The sequence below is a fragment of the Variovorax sp. LjRoot290 genome (assembly GCF_964253985.1).
In the GTDB taxonomy this organism is placed as follows: domain Bacteria; phylum Pseudomonadota; class Gammaproteobacteria; order Burkholderiales; family Burkholderiaceae_C; genus Variovorax.
In genome coordinates, this window is sequence record NZ_CAXURW020000001.1 from 1279407 (window position 1) to 1296052 (window position 16646).

Sequence of the window (16646 nt, forward strand, 5' to 3'; positions counted from 1 at the left end):
CTTGCCGTGAGTTCCGGGCCCTCGAGAACAAGGGCCGAATTCGGCAAAGCCTGAGATTATAGCCTCATCCGCTCTATGAGGGGTTCAAAGCGTGCCGTCCTGCTCCAGGAAACGCTGGGCATCGAGCGCCGCCATGCAGCCGGTGCCCGCACTGGTGATGGCCTGGCGGTAGACGTGGTCCTGCACGTCGCCGGCCGCGAAAACGCCCGGAACGCTGGTCATGGTCGCAAAGCCCTGAAGGCCCGAGCGGGTGAGGATGTAGCCGTCCTTCATCTCGACCTGGCCCTGAAAGATGTCGGTGTTCGGGTGGTGGCCGATGGCGATGAAGCAGCCCTTGAGATCGATCTGCTCGGTCGCGCCGGTCTGGGTGTTCTTGAGGCGGATGCCGGTCACGCCCGTGTCGTCGCCCAGCACCTCGTCCAGCGTGTTGTGCACCCTGAGCTCGATCTTCCCTTCGGCGGCCTTTTCGTGGAGCTTGTCGATCAGGATCGGCTCGGCGCGGAACTTGTCGCGGCGATGCACCAGCGTCACCTTCTTGGCGATGTTCGAGAGATAGAGCGCCTCTTCGACCGCGGTATTGCCGCCGCCGACCACGCAGACTTCCTGGTCGCGGTAGAAGAAGCCGTCGCAGGTCGCGCAGCCCGAGACGCCGCGGCCCATGAAGTGCTGTTCGGAGTCGAGCCCGAGGTACTTGGCCGAAGCGCCGGTGGCGATCACGAGCGCATCGCAGGTGTAGGTGCCGCTGTCGCCGCTCAGGGTGAAGGGGCGCTTGCTCAGGTCGACCTTGTTGATGTGATCGAACACGATCTCCGTCTTGAAGCGTTCGGCGTGCTCCAGGAAGCGCTGCATGAGGTCGGGGCCCTGTACGCCATGCACATCGGCCGGCCAGTTGTCGACGTCGGTGGTCGTCATGAGCTGGCCGCCCTGGGCGATGCCGGTGATCAACATGGGTTGGAGGTTGGCGCGGGCCGCATAGACGGCGGCGGTATAACCGGCCGGGCCGGAGCCCAGGATAAGAACCTTCGCGTGGCGTGGGGAGGACGACATGAGTAGAAAACCTAGGATTGACGCTGCATCAGCGTGTACATTTTCAGGGTGATAGATATGGAGTATCACCGTTCGGTTCAAGACCGGGCGTGGGGTGTTTTCAATGCGTGCGATTGTATTAATGCATGGGCTTGTCGATCGCGCGGTAATCCGGGGATTGATGAATGTCGATGCTGTCCAATCTTGAATTGCTCCGCCGCGTGCCACTGTTCGCTGCGTTGACGCCAACACAGTCTGCGAGCATCGCCGATGCGATCATCAAGAAGCGCTTCAAGCGCGCCGAGGCGGTGGTCGAACAAGGGAAGAAGTCGGACGCGCTCTACATCATCCTGACCGGCCGGGCCCGGGTCATGAGCACGGACAGCCGCGGCCGCGAAGTCATCCTCGCGACGCTGCATCCCGGCGACTACATCGGCGAGATGAGCATGATCGACGACGAGCCGCACTCCGCCACCGTGCGCACCGAGGTCCAGACCGACGTGCTGATGCTCGGGCGCGAAGCCTTTGCGCGTTGCCTGCCCGAGAACTCATCGATGTCCTACAACATCATGCGGGGCCTCGTTGCGCGGCTGCGCCACGCGGATCGCAAGATCGAATCGTTGGCGCTGATGGACGTCTATGGCCGCGTGGCCCGCTCGCTGCTCGAGTTCGCGGTCGACGACGGGGCCGGCAATCTCAAGGTGCGCGACAAGATCTCGCGCCAGGATCTGGCCAAGATGGTCGGCGCTTCGCGCGAGATGGTGAGCCGGGTCATGAAGGACCTCGAGGAGCGCGGCTTCGTCCAGACGCAGCCCGACGGCTCGATGATCGTCAAGGAACGGCTCTCATCGCTCGCCTGACCATCCGGCCGGCAGCGCCAGAGCGCGCCGGCCCCTGCATCGCCGGCCCTGACAACGCGGCCGCGATCGTTTTCGTTGTAGTTTCTGCAAGTCGTCTGCCCGTTCCCGCGGGCCGGCGGCCGTGTCTGCCATGACCTATTCGCTCAATACCCTTCAATCGTCCTCATCGGCCGAGTCGCAGCCGGTGCGCTTGCGTGCCATGCGCTTCGCGCACGAGATCACGCTGATCGCCGGCTTCGTCGTGCTGCTGTACTGGCTGCTCGCGATGCTGAGCTTCACGCCCTCGGATGCCGCCTGGTCCACCTCAGGCACCGGCGGCGAGATCAAGAACTGGGGCGGCCGCATCGGCGCCTGGCTGGCCGACGCCAGTTACTTTCTGGCCGGCTATTCGGTCTGGTGGTGCCTGGCGGCCGGCTTGCGCGTGTGGCTGTCCTCGCTGGCCGGTTGGCTCCGCGGCGGCGATTCGGCGCCGGCCGATCAGGCGCCGCGGGGGCGCTTCAACCGCAGCCGCCTGGCCTTCTGGTTCGGCCTGTTGCTGCTGCTGTGCGCCAGTGCAGTGCTCGAATGGTCGCGCCTTTACAGGCTGGAATTCCGTCTGCCCGGGCACGGCGGCGGTGTGCTCGGCTACCTGGTCGGCCCGCTCAGCGTGCAGTGGATGGGCTTCACCGGCTCGGCGCTGATCGCCATCGCCGCCGGCGTCATCGGCTCGGCGCTCGTGTTCCGCTTCTCGTGGAGCCATATTGCCGAGCGCATCGGCTCTCGTCTCTACTCCTTGTTCGAGTCGCGCCGGGAGAAGCGCGAGATCGCCGAAGACATCGCGATGGGCAAGAAGGCGGTGCGCGAGCGCGAAGAGCTGGCGTCCAGCGAGCAGGGCGGCGAGCTCGAATCGGCTGACGAAGAGTTGCGCATCGTTCCCCGCCCCAAGCGCCGCGCGCCTTCGCCGCCGGTGCAGATCGAACCCGCGATGACCGAGGTGCCGCGCAGCGATCGCGTGGCCAAGGAGCGCCAGAAGCCGCTGTTCCGCGAGTTGCCCGACAGCAAGCTGCCGCAGGTCGATCTGCTCGACGCGGCGCAGGGGCGCCAGGAAACCGTTTCGGCCGACACGCTCGAAATGACCTCGCGCCTGATCGAGAAAAAGCTCAAGGACTTCGGCGTCGAGGTGCGCGTGGTGCTGGCCTCGCCGGGCCCGGTGATCACGCGCTACGAAATCGAGCCGGCCACCGGCGTCAAGGGCTCGCAGATCGTCAACCTCGCGAAGGACCTGGCGCGCTCGCTGTCGCTGGTGTCGATCCGTGTGGTCGAGACCATTCCGGGCAAGAACTTCATGGCGCTCGAACTGCCCAACGCCAAGCGGCAGTCGATCAAGCTCAGCGAGATCCTCGGCTCGCAGGTCTACAACGAAGGCAAGTCGATGCTCACCATGGGCCTCGGCAAGGACATCGTCGGCAACCCGGTGGTGGCCGATCTCGCGAAGATGCCGCACGTGCTGGTGGCCGGCACCACCGGCTCCGGCAAGTCGGTCGGCATCAACGCGATGATCCTGAGCCTGCTCTACAAGGCCGAGGCGCGCGATGTGCGCCTGCTCATGATCGACCCGAAGATGCTCGAAATGTCGGTCTACGAAGGCATCCCGCACCTGCTGGCGCCCGTGGTCACCGACATGCGGCAAGCGGCTCACGGCCTCAACTGGTGCGTGGCCGAGATGGAGCGCCGCTACAAGCTCATGAGCAAGCTGGGCGTGCGCAACCTGGCGGGCTACAACACCAAGATCGACGAGGCCAAAGCGCGCGAGGAGTTCATCTACAACCCCTTCAGCCTCACGCCCGACAGCCCCGAACCGCTCGCGCGCGAGCCGCACATCGTGGTCGTGATCGACGAACTGGCCGACCTGATGATGGTGGTCGGCAAGAAGATCGAAGAGCTGATCGCCCGCCTGGCGCAGAAGGCGCGCGCCGCCGGCATCCACCTGATCCTTGCCACGCAGCGGCCCAGCGTCGACGTGATCACCGGGCTCATCAAGGCCAACATCCCGACGCGCATCGCGTTCCAGGTGTCGAGCAAGATCGACTCGCGCACCATCCTCGACCAGATGGGCGCCGAGGCGCTGCTCGGCATGGGCGACATGCTCTACATGCCGAGCGGCACCGGCCTGCCGGTGCGTGTGCACGGCGCCTTCGTAAGCGACGAGGAAGTGCATCGTGTCGTCGCTTACCTCAAGTCACAAGGGGAGCCGGACTACATCGAAGGGGTGCTCGAGGGCGGAACCGTCGACGGCGAAGGCGATCTACTGGGTGAAGGTGGCGGCAGTGGCGACGGCGAGAAGGACCCGATGTACGACCAGGCGGTCGAAGTCGTGCTCAAGAACCGCAAGGCCAGCATTTCGCTGGTGCAGCGCCACCTGAAGATCGGCTACAACCGCGCCGCGCGGCTGGTCGAGGACATGGAAAACGCCGGGCTGGTGAGCGCCATGAGCGGCAGCGGCCAGCGCGAAATTCTGGTGCCCGCACGCACCGAATGATGATGGGATCAGGGATGTCGATGAAGAAGTTGCTCGTTGGATTCGGGTTGGCCGTCGCCGCAGCCGGCGTCTGGGCCGGCGGTATGGAAAGCCTCGAAGCCTTCGTGAAGAACGTCAAGTCGGGCCGCGCCGAATTCACGCAGACCGTGACCGCGCCAGCCAAGGACGGCCAGGCCGTGCGCGCCAAGGTGTCGAGCGGCACCTTCGAATTCCAGCGTCCCGGGAAGTTCAAGTTCGACTACAAGAAGCCCTTCGCGCAAAGCATCGTGGCCGATGGCGAGACGCTCTGGCTCTACGACGCCGATCTGAACCAGGTCACGCAGCGCAAGCAGTCGCAGGCGCTCGGCTCGACGCCGGCCGCGCTGATTGCCGCCGCGCCCGATCTGCGCGCGCTGCAAGCCGATTTCGCGCTCGAGGCGGCCCCCGAGCGCGACGGACTGCAATGGGTCAAGGCCAGCCCCAAGAACAAGGAGGGGCAATTGCAGAACGTCCAGGTGGGCTTTCAGGGCGATGCGCTGGCAGCGCTCGAGATCCTCGACAGCTTCGGCCAGCGCTCTGTGTTGAAGTTCAACAAGGTCGAGGTGAATCCTGCGTTGCCCGCAGCCACCTTCCAGTTCAAGGCCCCGGCCGGCGCCGACGTGATCAGGCAATAGCGCCGGGCGGCGGGCTTCCATGGCCACCTCCACCCACCAGCCCCTGGCCGAACGCCTGCGACCCAAGACCCTGGGCGAGGTCATCGGCCAGCAGCATCTGCTCGGCCCCGGCATGCCGCTGCGCATCGCCTTCGAGTCGGGCCAGCCGCACTCCTGCATCCTCTGGGGGCCGCCGGGCACCGGCAAGACGACCATTGCGCGGCTCATGGCCGATGCCTTCGATGCGCAGTTTCTCAGCATCAGCGCCGTGCTCGGCGGCGTGAAGGACATCCGCGATGCGGTCGAACGCGCGACGCTGGTGCGTGACGGGCTCGAGCAGCGCCGCACCATCGTCTTCGTCGACGAAGTCCACCGCTTCAACAAGAGCCAGCAGGATGCCTTCCTGCCGCATGTGGAGTCGGGCCTGTTCACCTTCATCGGCGCGACCACCGAGAACCCGTCCTTCGAGGTGAACTCTGCGCTCTTGTCGCGGGCCGCCGTGTACGTGCTGCAGCCCCTGGGCGAAGACGATCTGCGTCAGATCGTGACCCGGGCGCAGGATATCCAGGCCGTACCCGCCATCGAAGCGAAGGCCATCGACCGGCTCGTCGCCTATGCCGACGGCGATGCGAGGCGCCTGCTCAACACCCTCGAAACGCTCTCGGTCGCGGCCGGCGCCGAGAAGCTCGACGACATTACCGACGAATGGCTGTTGCGCGTGCTGGGCGAGCGCATGCGCCGCTACGACAAGGGCGGCGAGCAGTTCTACGACACCATCTCCGCGCTGCACAAGTCGGTGCGCGGCAGCGACCCCGATGCCTCGCTCTACTGGTTCGTGCGCATGCTCGACGGCGGCGCCGATCCGCGCTACATGGCGCGCCGGCTGGTACGCATGGCCAGCGAAGACATCGGCCTGGCCGACCCGCGCGCATTGCGGCTGGCGCTCGATGCAGCCGAGGTCTATGAGCGGCTCGGCTCGCCCGAGGGCGAGCTGGCGCTGGCCGAATGCGTGGTTTACCTCGCGATCGCACCGAAGTCGAATGCGGTCTACCAGGCCTACAACGAGGTCCGGGCCCTCATCAAGACCGACGGCACGCGCCCGGTGCCGATGCACCTGCGCAATGCGCCGACGCGGCTCATGAAAGAACTCGACTACGGCAAGGGCTATCGCTACGCGCACGACGAGGAGGGAGGCTTCGCGGCCGGCGAGCGCTATCTGCCCGATGGCCTCGATCCGCCGCCTTTCTACCGACCCGTCGAGCGCGGGCTCGAGATTCGCATCGCGGAGAAACTGCGCGAACTGCGAAGGCGAAACGACGAGGCCGCCGGTTGATACGCGGCGCCTTCGCGCCGGTACTCCCTTGCGCCGCCCAAGCTCATTCGGTCCGCGCCAGCGGGAAAACCCCCGTCGGGTACGCACCGAAATGGCGATCCGGCATGACTACAATCCCGGCCACAAACCCGCCGTCGACACATGCTGGCGGGTTTTTTGCTAAGGGAAACCAGGGTGCCCAAACGGCGTGCCTGGTCAGTCGGGCGCCCCCCAAGGGCGTCACCATTAGAAAAAGGGAACCTCCTTATGGACATCTTGCTGCAACAGATCATCAACGGTCTGGTACTCGGCAGCATGTACGCCTTGATAGCCTTGGGCTACACCATGGTGTACGGCATCATCAACCTCATCAATTTCGCGCACGGTGAAGTGCTGATGGTCGGCGCGCTGACCAGTTGGACCATCATCGGACTCATGCAGGAATCGATGCCCGGCACGCCGGGATGGATCATCCTCATCATTGCGTTGATCATTGCCTGCGTGGTCGCCGCCACGCTCAACTTCGTCATCGAGAAAGTGGCTTACCGGCCGCTGCGCAACAGCCCGAAGCTCGCACCGCTGATCACCGCCATCGGGATGTCGATCCTGCTGCAGACGCTGGCGATGATCATCTGGAAGCCGACCAACAAGGCTTATCCCAACCTGCTGTCCACCACGCCGATCCATGTAGGCGGCGCCGTGATCTCGCCCACGCAGGTCATGATCCTGAGCGTCACCGCCTTCTGCCTGGTGGTGCTGATGTGGCTGGTCAACTACACCAAGCTCGGCCGCGCGATGCGTGCCACGGCCGAGAACCCGCGGGTTGCGGCGCTGATGGGCATCCGGCCCGACATGGTGATCTCGGCCACCTTCATCATCGGCGCGGTGCTCGCCGCGGTGGCCGGCGTGATGTACGCCTCCAACTACGGCATCGCGCAGCATGCGATGGGCTTCATTCCCGGCCTCAAGGCCTTCACGGCGGCGGTGTTCGGCGGCATCGGCAACCTCGCGGGCGCGGTGGTCGGCGGCATCCTGCTGGGGCTCATCGAAGCCATCGGCTCGGGCTACATCGGTGCGCTCACCGGCGACGTGCTCGGCAGCCACTACAGCGACATCTTTGCGTTCATCGTGCTGATCATCATGCTCACCTTGCGGCCCTCGGGCCTCCTCGGCGAGCGGGTGGCGGACCGGGCCTGAAGGAGGGACAGCCATGAAAAACGGCAAGAACATCGTCTACTTCCTGATCGCGGCCGTCGCCCTGCTGGTGCTGCCGCTGCTGCTGCAAAGCCAGGGCAACGCGTGGGTGCGCATCGCCGACATCGCATTGCTCTACGTGCTGCTGGCCCTCGGCCTCAACATCGTGGTCGGCTACGCCGGCCTGCTCGACCTGGGCTACGTCGCGTTCTTCGCGATCGGTGCCTACATGTTCGCGCTCCTGGGATCGCCGCACCTGACCGACACCTTCCCGGCGATCAAGGCCATGTTCCCCAACGGGCTGCACAGTTCGCTGCTGCTCGTGATACCCCTGGCGCTCGGGCTGGCCGCCTTCTTCGGCGTGCTGCTCGGCGCGCCCACGCTGAAGCTGCGCGGCGACTACCTGGCGATCGTGACGCTCGGCTTCGGCGAAATCATCCGCGTGTTCCTCAACAACCTGGATCATCCGATCAACATCACGAACGGTCCGAAGGGCATCACCGCGATCGACCCGGTCCACTTCTGGGGCCTCAACCTGGGCCGGCCGCTCAAGATCGGCGACTACTCGATCGCGTCGGTCACGCTGTATTACTACCTGTTCCTGGCGCTCGTGATCTTCACGATCATCATTTCGCATCGGCTGCAGATCTCGCGCATCGGCCGGGCCTGGATGGCCATCCGCGAGGACGAGATTGCTGCCAAGGCCATGGGCATCAACACCCGCAACATGAAGCTGCTGGCCTTCGGCATGGGCGCGAGCTTCGGCGGCGTATCGGGCTCGATGTTCGCGGCCTTCCAGGGCTTCGTGTCCCCCGAGTCCTTCGCCTTGAACGAGTCGGTGATGATCGTCGCGATGGTGGTGCTGGGCGGCATCGGCCACCTGCCGGGCGTGATCCTCGGCGCGGTGCTCTTGGCCGCGCTGCCCGAAGTGCTGCGCTACGTGGCCGGGCCGCTGCAGGCCATGACCGACGGGCGTCTCGACGCCTCGATCCTGCGCCAGCTGTTCATCGCGCTGGCGATGATCATCATCATGCTGGTGCGCCCGCGCGGTCTGTGGCCCTCGCCGGAGCACGGGAAGTCGCTGACGCGCAAGGGCGCGACGCCCGCACCCGCATCCGGCATGCCGGCTGCCGCACCGGGCATCGACACCCCGGCCGATGAGGTCCCCGGTGCCGCCTCGCGTCCCATGTCGATCAATCCGTGAACGAGGGGAGCACAACAATGACTGACACCGTCCTCAATGTTCAGGGCATCTCCAAGCGTTTCGGCGGCCTGCAGGCCCTGTCCGATGTCGGCATCAAGATCATGCGCGGCCAGGTCTATGGACTGATCGGCCCCAACGGCGCCGGCAAGACCACCTTCTTCAACGTCATCACGGGCCTGTACTCGCCCGACAGCGGGACTTTCGAACTGGCCGGCAAGCCTTATCGGCCGACGGCGGTGCACGAGGTTGCCAAGGCCGGCATCGCGCGTACCTTCCAGAACATCCGGCTCTTCGCGGAAATGACCGCGCTCGAGAACGTGATGGTGGGCCGCCACATCCGCACCCATTCGGGCGTGATGGGTGCCATCTTCCGAACAGGCGGCTTCAAGGCCGAGGAAGCGGCGATCGCCGAGCGCGCTCACCAGCTGCTCGACTACGTGGGCATCGGCAAGTTCGCCGACTACAAGGCGCGCACGTTGAGCTACGGCGACCAGCGCCGGCTCGAAATCGCCCGTGCGCTGGCGACCGACCCGCAGCTGATCGCGCTCGACGAGCCCGCTGCCGGCATGAACGCCACCGAGAAAGTGCTGCTGCGCGAACTGATCGACCGCATCCGCAAGGACGACCGCACCATCCTCCTGATCGAGCACGACGTCAAGCTCGTGATGGGCTTGTGCGACCGCGTGACGGTGCTCGACTACGGCAAGCAGATCGCCGAGGGCACGCCTGCGGACGTGCAGCGAAACGAAAAAGTGATCGAGGCCTACCTCGGCACGGGAGGACACTGAAATGGCACAGACACTTCTGAAAGTGAGCGGCCTCAAGGTCGCGTACGGCGGCATCCAGGCCGTGAAGGGCATCGACTTCGAGGTGCGCGAAGGCGAGCTGGTCTCGCTGATCGGCTCCAACGGCGCCGGCAAGACCACCACCATGAAGGCCATCACCGGCACGCTGCCGTATGGTGGCGGCGACATCGAATTCCTGGGCAAGAGCATCAAGGGCCGCGGCGCCTGGGACCTGGTGGGCGAGGGGTTGGTCATGGTGCCCGAGGGGCGCGGCGTGTTCACGCGCATGACCATCACCGAGAACCTGCAGATCGGCGCCTACATCCGCAAGGACAAGGCCGAGATCGCGAAGGACATGGACCGCGTCTTCGCGACCTTCCCGCGGCTGAAGGAGCGCGCGATGCAGCTGGCCGGCACCATGTCCGGCGGCGAGCAGCAGATGCTCGCGATGGGCCGCGCGCTGATGGCGCGTCCCAAGGTGCTCCTGCTCGACGAGCCGTCGATGGGCCTGTCGCCGATCATGGTCGACAAGATCTTCGAGGTGGTGAAGCAGGTCTACGACCAGGGTGTCACCGTGCTCCTGGTCGAGCAGAACGCGAGCCGCGCGCTCGGGCTGGCCGATCGCGGCTATGTCATGGAGTCGGGTCTCATCACGATGAGCGGCGATGCCAAGGTGATGCTGAGCGACCCCAAGGTGCGCGCTGCTTATCTAGGCGAATAGCGCTAGTCGACCTTCGCGCCGGTGGCCTTGACGACGCGCTCGTATTTCGCGAGCTCGCTCTTCATGAAGGCGCCGAACTGCTCCGGCGTGTTGGCGACCGGCTCGGCCAGCAGCGACGCGAAGCGGGTCTTCGTCTCCGGCGTGTTGAGCGCAGCGACGAAGGCCTGATTGAGCCTGGTGACCACGTCGGCCGGCGTGCCGGCCGGCGCCACCAGGCCCCACCAGGTGTCGATGGCGAAGCCCTTGAGCGTGGCGGCCACCGTCGGCACCTCGGGCAGCGCGCTGCTGCGCTCGGCCGTCGTCACCGCGATCGCCTTGAGCTTGCCTGATCGGATATTCGGCGCCGCGGTCGCGAGGTTGTCGAAGTTGAAATCGACCTGTCCCGACAACAGCGCGAGCTGCGCCGGGTTGCCGCCGTTGTAGGGGATGTGCAAGGCGAAGATGCCGGCTTCCTTCTTGAACATCTCACCCGCCAGGTGGCCCGCGCTGCCGTTGCCGCCGCTGCCGTAGTTGAGCTTGGCCGGGTTGGCCTTGGCATAGGCGATCAGGTCGGCCAGCGTATTGATCTTCAGGCGCTGCGCGGTCTCGGCATTCATCACCAGCACGTTGGGCACGCGAACCATCTGCGTGATCGGCGCGAAGTCGGCGGCCGCGTTGAAGGGCATCTTGCTGTAGAGCCACGGATTGACCGCGTGGGTCGCGGTCGCGGCGATGCCGATCGTGAGCCCATCGGGCGCAGCCTTGGCCACCGCGTCGGCGCCGATGTTGCCGCCGGCGCCGGGCTTGTTGTCGATGATGACGGTGCCCAGAGAGTCCTTGACTCTTTCGGCCAGCACGCGGGCCGTGACGTCGATCGGGCCGCCGGCGGCGTAGGGGACGACGAGGCGGATCGTCTTGCCGCTCTGGGCGTTGGCGATGGGTGCTCCGGCGGCCAGCGTCGTGGCGGCCAGCAGGCACAGGATGTGGCGCTTGTTCATGGGGCTGGATTGTTTCATGGGGCGCTTCATCGTTCGCCCCAAAGTGGGCGCGAGGGCCGGTCCGAAAGCCCATCGACGTTGGCCCGCAAATTGCGTAGGACCGGATCAATGAATCACTGTATCCACTTATCCAGTTTGCCATGCGCGCATCCGGGGTGCGTGCACGCCGGGCCATGAGCGGCCTCCTCATGGAACCCTCCGCCATCTACACCGGCTTGCAGGCGGTGACGGCCGAGGAAGAGGCGTACCGGCACATTCACGCCGCCATTCGCATGGGCCGCTATCGCGCCGGCGACCGCCTGGCGCCCGAAGCCATCGCGGCGGAGATCGGCACCAGCCGCATGCCGGTGCGCGAGGCTTTCCGGCGGCTGGCGACGGAAGGGCTGGTGACGATCCGGCCCAACCGCGGCGTGACGGTTAACAAGCTGGACATCGCCGACATGAAGGAGATCTTCGAGATGCGGGCCGTGCTGGAAGGGCTGGCGATGCGCATCGCCTTGCCGAACATCACTGCGACGACCATCCGCGAACTGGAAAACATGCTGGACCGCATCGACGACCAAAGCGGCGTCCAGCCCGATTGGACGAGCGCACATCGGGCATTCCACGAAACGCTGTGCGCCAGGAGCGGACTGCCACGGCTGATACGGCAGATCGCCGGGCTCCATTCGCTGGTCGAGCCGCACATGCGGCTGTGGGCATTGCAGGTGGATCGCCCGCTGAGTGCGCGAGCCGACCATCAGGACCTGATCGATGCGCTGCACAGCGGTGACCCGCAGGTCTGCGAAACGACGATGCGCGAACACGTGCTGGCCACCGTGCCGGACCTCATGAAGTTCGTGCCGCAGGCACGCGACACATAACGACCGGAGACCTGAGTCCGTCCCTTTTCAATCTACTTTCCTCCGGAGCATGAACATGTCTGAAATCGATCACAAGGCCGCGCTCGCCGCCACCCTCGCCGCCGGCTTCAGCCGCCGCAACCTTCTGAAGTCCGCCGGTGCCGGCGTGGGGTTGCTTGCCGCTTCTGCCGCGGGCATGGGAGCGGCCCAGGCCGCACCGAAGAAGGGCGGCACGATCACGCTGGCCTGGCTGGATGCCATCGACACGCTCGACCCGCACTTCACGATGTCGGGCGGATCGATCAAGGTGATCAACAACGTCTACAACGGCATCCTCAAGGTGGCCTACGACGGCAAGAACGTCAGCTTCGCGCCCGACCTGGCGCAGAAGTGGGACATGGTCGACGAGAAGACCCACGTCTTCAAGCTGCGTGCCGGCGTCAAGTTCCACAATGGCGACGTCTGCGATGCGGCGGCCGTCAAGTGGAGCCTGGAGCGCGTGGCCGATCCGGAGGTGAAGTCGCCCCACGCATGGAAGTTTGCCCAGCTCGCCGGCATCGACGTGATCGACCCCCTGACGCTGCGCCTGCGCTTCACGAAGCCCTTCGCGTTCTTGCCGGTGGCGCTGACCGGCAGCACCGGACGCGCCGGCACCATCGTCAGCAAGCGGGCGGTGGAGCAGCACGGCAAGGCCTTCGGCCGCAATCCCGTGGGCACCGGGCCATTCAAGTTCGCCAGCTGGAAGGAGAACGACACGATCGAACTGGTGCGCAATCCGGAGTACTTCGAAGCGGGCCTGCCGCATCTCGACAAGGTGGTGCTTCGCCTGATCAAGGAGCCCAGCGCAGGCGTTGCCGCGATGATGTCGGGCCAGGTGGATGGGCTGTCGGTGTGTCCATTCCAGTTCATTCCGCAACTGCGCAAGAACCCCAACCTCTCGGTCTACGGACAGGTGGAAGGCAACTACGCCTTCATCGGCATGAACAACAAGCGCGCGCCCTTCGACGACATCGCGCTGCGCCAGGCGGTGGCCTTTGCGATCGACCGCAAGGTGATCGTGCAGCAGAGCTACTTCGGCGAAGCCATCCCGGCCGCCACCTGCATTTCGCCGCCGATGACGGGCTTCTACGACCCGAACATCGGCAAGGGCGGGCGTGGCCAGTACTTTGATCTGGCAAAGGCCAAGGCCTTCCGCGCCAAGGCCAGGAACCAAGGGGAGGTCAACCCGGTGTTCATCGTCACCGAAGGCTTCACCGGCTCGGGCGGCATGGGAACCCGCAACGCGCAGCTGGTGACGCCGATGCTGGCGCAGATCGGCATCAAGCCCAAGATCGAACTGGTCGACCGGGCCGTCTGGGCGCAGCGGCGCAACGCCGGCGACTTCGACATGTATGACGAAGCCTGGATCGCCGACCTGGATCCGGACGAAACCATCACGCCCGAATGGTCGACCGGCAAGCCCTGGAACTTCGTCGGCTACAGCAATCCCGCCTTCGACAAGGCGGCCGCCGCGGCCTCCGAGATCACGGACACGGCAGCCCGCCGCAAGCTCTACATCGAAGCCGAGGACGTGCTGATGGCCGATGCGCCGCTGGCGGTGCTGGCGCACATGAAGGTGTTCAAGATCATGAGCAAGAAGGTGCAGGGCTTCGAGTACATCCCAGCCGACCTGCTCAATCTGCACACGGTCTCGCTGGCCTGAGGCGGCAATGGCCGCCGCAATGCAGGCGCGGCCCTCCGGCGCGGCCGCTGTCGGCCGCGCGCTGGGCAGCACCGCGCAGACAGCACTGGTGCTGTGGGTCGTCTCCATCGTGAGCTTCCTGTTCCTGAAGTTCTCGCCCGGAGATCCGGTCACCGTGATGCTGGGCTCGGACTTCTCGCGCGAGTCCTACGACAAGCTCTACCGCGACCTGGGGCTGGATCAGCCGCTCGTCGTGCAGTACCTGCAGTGGCTCGGCCGCTTCGTTCAGGGCGACTGGGGCGTTTCCTACGTGAGCCGGCAGGACATCTTCGAACAGGCGGTGCTGCAGGCGCTGCCCGTGACGCTGACGCTGGCAGGCTTCTCTCTGCTGATCGCGCTGGCCGTGGGCATTCCGCTCGGCGTCCTGGCCGCGGTGCGCCGCAACAGTTGGATCGATCTCGCGGCGAGCGCCGTGGCCATCGGAGGCAACGCGTTCCCGAGCTTCTACCTCGGCGTCGTGCTGATCTGGATCTTCGGCGTGTCGCTCGGCTGGTTCCCGACCATGGGCTTTGTCGCGCCATGGGAGGACTTCGGCCAGGGCCTCTGGCACCTGGCGCTGCCATCGCTGACCTTGGGCGCGTGGTATGTTGGGCTGATCGCGGCCGTCACGCGTTCGAGTCTGCTCGAAGTGCTGGAACAGCCCTACATGGCCGCGGCGCGTGCGCGCGGCGAACCGGAGTGGCGGGTGATCTGGGTGCACGGCATGCGCAACGTGCTGATGCCGCTGGTCACCGTGATCGGCCTGCAGCTCGGCGGCATGCTGCGCGGCGCCGTGATGACCGAGGTGGTGTTCACGCTGCCCGGACTGGGAATGATGATCACCAATGCCGTGCAGACGCGCGAATACATCGTGGTGCAGGCCGGGATCATGATCACCGCGCTGCTCTTCATCCTGGTCAATCTCATCGTCGACCGGACCTATTCGATTCTCGACCCGAGGCTGCGCAGACATGGCCGCTGATCCCGCATCCGTCGGCCTGGCCGCCCCATCTTCTGCCGAGCTGCCCGCCGGCGGGCTTCTGCGCACATGGCGGCTCGTGCGCGCGCAGCGCAAGGCGATGGCCGGCGGGGCGATCGTCCTGGCCTTCGTGCTCGTGGCGGTATGGGCGCCCCTGCTGGCGCCCTATGCCCCGACGGAGCAGAACGTCATGGATGCCATGCAAGGTCCTTCCGCGGCGCATTGGATGGGGACCGACTCGTTCGGCCAGGACATCCTGTCGCGCGTGTTTTACGGAGCGCGCTCGGCGCTGTGGATCGGATTCGCCTCGGTCGTGCTCGGGCTGCTGGTCGGCGTGCCGCTGGGTGTGCTCGCGGGCCTGCGCGGTGGGCGCTCCGAGTGGGCCATCATGCGGCTGGTGGATGGCCTGCTCGCCTTCCCGGAACTCATCATGGCCATGGCCTTCATGGCGGTTCTCGGCTTGGGGATGGTCAATGTGATCTACGCGCTCGCGCTGTCCTTCGTCGGACCGTTCGCGCGCATGGTGCGTGCCGACGTGCTGCAGGTGAAATCGCGCCCCTATGTGGAAGCCGCGCGATTGATGGGCGTGCCGGAAAGAGAGGTCGTGCTGCGCCATGTCCTGCCCAACATCGTGTCGCCGATCCTGATCCAGGCGGGCATGCGCGTGTCCATCGCGATCCTGCTGGGATCCGGTCTGTCCTTTCTCGGGCTGGGCGTGGTGCCGCCGACGCCCGACTGGGGCCTGATGATCGCCGAGGGGCGCGGCTTCATCAGCATGGCGCCGTGGATGTCGGGCATGCCCGGCATCGCGCTGGCCATCCTGCTGGTGGGACTGAATCTGCTGGCAGAGGGCGTGCGCGACGCGCTCGATCCCGGCACGCGCGGTCAGCACTGACGCGCACGCTGCAAGAACAAGGCCCCATGACCGCGAACCTGCTCTCGGTCGAGCACTTCACGCTGCGTCGCCGCGGCGTGGCGGTGCTCGACGACGTGACGATCCAACTGCCGGCCGGCCAGACGCTGGCGCTGATCGGCGAATCCGGCGCCGGCAAGTCGACGCTGGCCTTTGCTGCACTGGGACTGCTGCGGCCGCCCGAGGTCGGCCTCGAAGGCCGCCTGATGGTGGGCGACATCGATGTGGCGAGCGTGCCCGAGGGCGAACTGCGCGCGCTGCGCGGCAGGCGCATCGGCCTGATCTTTCAGGACGCGTCGGCTGCGCTCAACCCCTGCTTCACCGTGCTGGCCCATCTCTCGGAGCCGCTGCGCCGGCACCGCCGCCTCTCGCGCGCTGCTTGCCGAGCGCGCGCCATCGAGTTGCTGGAGAGCGTGGGCATCGCCGATCCGCAGGCGCGGCTCGCGGCTTTCCCGCACGAGCTCTCGGGAGGAATGCAGCAGCGCGTGATGATCGCCATTGCGCTGGCCTGCGAGCCCGAACTGCTGATTGCCGACGAGCCCACCAGCGCGCTGGACGTGACCATCCAGGCCCAGATCATGGTGCTCATCCTCGAGCGCGTGCGCGCGCTCGGCGCCTCGGCGATCTTCGTGCTGCACGACCTGGCGCTCGCCGCCCAGGTGGCCGATCGCGTGGCCGTCATGTATGCCGGACAGATCGTGGAAGAGGGGCCGGCTGCCGAGGTGCTGAATCACCCGCAGCATCCCTACACGCGCGGCCTACGCGCCAGCGCCATCGAGTTCGGCGCCGAGCGGCTGGAGCCGATCCCGGGCGTGGTTCCTCCGCTGTCGGCCATGCCGGGCGGATGCCGCTTCGCACCGCGCTGCAAGCTCGCCACGACCGAGTGCGGTGTTGGGCGACCTCCGCGCGTCGAGCGCGGCGCGTCCTCCATCGCATGCTGGCACGCCTGAGGGAACACAGACG

15 protein-coding genes are annotated in these 16646 nt (G+C 66.1%); 13 read left to right on the plus strand and 2 right to left on the minus strand.

Annotated features, from left to right (window positions below):
* Nucleotides 1-84: 84 nt before the first annotated feature.
* Nucleotides 85-1047, minus strand: coding sequence for a thioredoxin-disulfide reductase (gene trxB, locus ACSQ9A_RS06465; RefSeq protein WP_436303070.1), 963 nt, complete (start codon nucleotides 1045-1047; stop codon nucleotides 85-87).
* 164 nt (nucleotides 1048-1211) lie between these two features.
* On the opposite strand from trxB, the gene ACSQ9A_RS06470 reads away from it, so the two are divergent.
* From ACSQ9A_RS06470 to ACSQ9A_RS06505, 8 genes are all read left to right on the plus strand, one after another.
* Complete coding sequence (locus tag ACSQ9A_RS06470) at nucleotides 1212-1886, plus strand: Crp/Fnr family transcriptional regulator (protein ID WP_093108931.1); 675 nt, start codon at nucleotides 1212-1214, stop codon at nucleotides 1884-1886.
* A 130-nt stretch (nucleotides 1887-2016) separates the two neighbouring features.
* The gene (locus ACSQ9A_RS06475; protein WP_436303071.1) at nucleotides 2017-4404 is read left to right on the plus strand and encodes a DNA translocase FtsK; all 2388 of its coding nucleotides are present in this window, start codon (nucleotides 2017-2019) and stop codon (nucleotides 4402-4404) included.
* Nucleotides 4405-4424: 20 nt separating this feature from the next.
* Nucleotides 4425-5057 carry an outer membrane lipoprotein chaperone LolA gene (gene lolA, locus ACSQ9A_RS06480; RefSeq protein ID WP_436303072.1) on the plus strand — a complete coding sequence of 211 codons (633 nt, stop codon included), beginning with the start codon at nucleotides 4425-4427 and terminating at the stop codon, nucleotides 5055-5057.
* A gap of 19 nt (nucleotides 5058-5076) precedes the next feature.
* On the plus strand, nucleotides 5077-6369 hold the full coding sequence (locus ACSQ9A_RS06485; protein ID WP_436293843.1) for a replication-associated recombination protein A: 1293 nt from the start codon (nucleotides 5077-5079) through the stop codon (nucleotides 6367-6369).
* Between the two features lie 246 nt (nucleotides 6370-6615).
* On the plus strand, nucleotides 6616-7545 hold the full coding sequence (locus tag ACSQ9A_RS06490; protein WP_093108928.1) for a branched-chain amino acid ABC transporter permease: 930 nt from the start codon (nucleotides 6616-6618) through the stop codon (nucleotides 7543-7545).
* Between the two features lie 13 nt (nucleotides 7546-7558).
* Nucleotides 7559-8746 (plus strand): branched-chain amino acid ABC transporter permease, encoded by a 1188-nt coding sequence (locus ACSQ9A_RS06495; RefSeq protein ID WP_436293842.1) that lies wholly within the window; start codon nucleotides 7559-7561, stop codon nucleotides 8744-8746.
* A gap of 17 nt (nucleotides 8747-8763) precedes the next feature.
* Complete coding sequence (locus ACSQ9A_RS06500) at nucleotides 8764-9534, plus strand: ABC transporter ATP-binding protein (protein ID WP_093108926.1); 771 nt, start codon at nucleotides 8764-8766, stop codon at nucleotides 9532-9534.
* A gap of 1 nt (nucleotide 9535) precedes the next feature.
* Nucleotides 9536-10252, plus strand: coding sequence for an ABC transporter ATP-binding protein (locus tag ACSQ9A_RS06505; protein WP_093108925.1), 717 nt, complete (start codon nucleotides 9536-9538; stop codon nucleotides 10250-10252).
* A 2-nt stretch (nucleotides 10253-10254) separates the two neighbouring features.
* Here ACSQ9A_RS06505 and ACSQ9A_RS06510 read toward each other — a convergent pair whose 3' ends face one another.
* Nucleotides 10255-11229 carry a Bug family tripartite tricarboxylate transporter substrate binding protein gene (locus ACSQ9A_RS06510; protein WP_436306265.1) on the minus strand — a complete coding sequence of 325 codons (975 nt, stop codon included), beginning with the start codon at nucleotides 11227-11229 and terminating at the stop codon, nucleotides 10255-10257.
* A gap of 188 nt (nucleotides 11230-11417) precedes the next feature.
* Between ACSQ9A_RS06510 and ACSQ9A_RS06515 the strand changes: the two genes are divergently transcribed.
* Genes ACSQ9A_RS06515 through ACSQ9A_RS06535 form a run of 5 tightly spaced genes read left to right on the plus strand, consistent with a single transcriptional unit; the run spans nucleotide 11418 to nucleotide 16633 of the window.
* Nucleotides 11418-12092 (plus strand): GntR family transcriptional regulator, encoded by a 675-nt coding sequence (locus ACSQ9A_RS06515; RefSeq protein ID WP_093109078.1) that lies wholly within the window; start codon nucleotides 11418-11420, stop codon nucleotides 12090-12092.
* A 55-nt stretch (nucleotides 12093-12147) separates the two neighbouring features.
* The gene (locus ACSQ9A_RS06520) at nucleotides 12148-13773 is read left to right on the plus strand and encodes an ABC transporter substrate-binding protein (protein WP_436303073.1); all 1626 of its coding nucleotides are present in this window, start codon (nucleotides 12148-12150) and stop codon (nucleotides 13771-13773) included.
* Nucleotides 13774-13780: 7 nt separating this feature from the next.
* Nucleotides 13781-14773 (plus strand): ABC transporter permease, encoded by a 993-nt coding sequence (locus ACSQ9A_RS06525; protein WP_436293840.1) that lies wholly within the window; start codon nucleotides 13781-13783, stop codon nucleotides 14771-14773.
* Nucleotides 14763-15665 carry an ABC transporter permease gene (locus ACSQ9A_RS06530; protein ID WP_436303074.1) on the plus strand — a complete coding sequence of 301 codons (903 nt, stop codon included), beginning with the start codon at nucleotides 14763-14765 and terminating at the stop codon, nucleotides 15663-15665. Before ACSQ9A_RS06525 ends, ACSQ9A_RS06530 begins: the two co-directional genes overlap by 11 nt.
* 26 nt (nucleotides 15666-15691) lie before the next feature.
* Nucleotides 15692-16633: an ABC transporter ATP-binding protein gene (locus ACSQ9A_RS06535; protein ID WP_436303075.1), complete on the plus strand. Its 942-nt coding sequence runs from the start codon at nucleotides 15692-15694 to the stop codon at nucleotides 16631-16633.
* The last annotated feature ends 13 nt before the right edge of the window (nucleotides 16634-16646 follow it).

Excerpts from the sequence above, each read along its gene's own strand:
- trxB (WP_436303070.1), bottom strand. The coding sequence starts at position 1,047 with ATGTCGTCCTCCCCACGCCACGCGAAGGTTCTTATCCTGGGCTCCGGC.
- ACSQ9A_RS06470 (WP_093108931.1), top strand. The coding sequence starts at position 1,212 with ATGTCGATGCTGTCCAATCTTGAATTGCTCCGCCGCGTGCCACTGTTC.
- ACSQ9A_RS06475 (WP_436303071.1), top strand. The coding sequence starts at position 2,017 with ATGACCTATTCGCTCAATACCCTTCAATCGTCCTCATCGGCCGAGTCG.
- lolA (WP_436303072.1), top strand. The coding sequence starts at position 4,425 with ATGAAGAAGTTGCTCGTTGGATTCGGGTTGGCCGTCGCCGCAGCCGGC.
- ACSQ9A_RS06485 (WP_436293843.1), top strand. The coding sequence starts at position 5,077 with ATGGCCACCTCCACCCACCAGCCCCTGGCCGAACGCCTGCGACCCAAG.
- ACSQ9A_RS06490 (WP_093108928.1), top strand. The coding sequence starts at position 6,616 with ATGGACATCTTGCTGCAACAGATCATCAACGGTCTGGTACTCGGCAGC.
- ACSQ9A_RS06495 (WP_436293842.1), top strand. The coding sequence starts at position 7,559 with ATGAAAAACGGCAAGAACATCGTCTACTTCCTGATCGCGGCCGTCGCC.
- ACSQ9A_RS06500 (WP_093108926.1), top strand. The coding sequence starts at position 8,764 with ATGACTGACACCGTCCTCAATGTTCAGGGCATCTCCAAGCGTTTCGGC.
- ACSQ9A_RS06505 (WP_093108925.1), top strand. The coding sequence starts at position 9,536 with ATGGCACAGACACTTCTGAAAGTGAGCGGCCTCAAGGTCGCGTACGGC.
- ACSQ9A_RS06510 (WP_436306265.1), bottom strand. The coding sequence starts at position 11,229 with ATGAACAAGCGCCACATCCTGTGCCTGCTGGCCGCCACGACGCTGGCC.
- ACSQ9A_RS06515 (WP_093109078.1), top strand. The coding sequence starts at position 11,418 with ATGGAACCCTCCGCCATCTACACCGGCTTGCAGGCGGTGACGGCCGAG.
- ACSQ9A_RS06520 (WP_436303073.1), top strand. The coding sequence starts at position 12,148 with ATGTCTGAAATCGATCACAAGGCCGCGCTCGCCGCCACCCTCGCCGCC.
- ACSQ9A_RS06525 (WP_436293840.1), top strand. The coding sequence starts at position 13,781 with ATGGCCGCCGCAATGCAGGCGCGGCCCTCCGGCGCGGCCGCTGTCGGC.
- ACSQ9A_RS06530 (WP_436303074.1), top strand. The coding sequence starts at position 14,763 with ATGGCCGCTGATCCCGCATCCGTCGGCCTGGCCGCCCCATCTTCTGCC.
- ACSQ9A_RS06535 (WP_436303075.1), top strand. The coding sequence starts at position 15,692 with ATGACCGCGAACCTGCTCTCGGTCGAGCACTTCACGCTGCGTCGCCGC.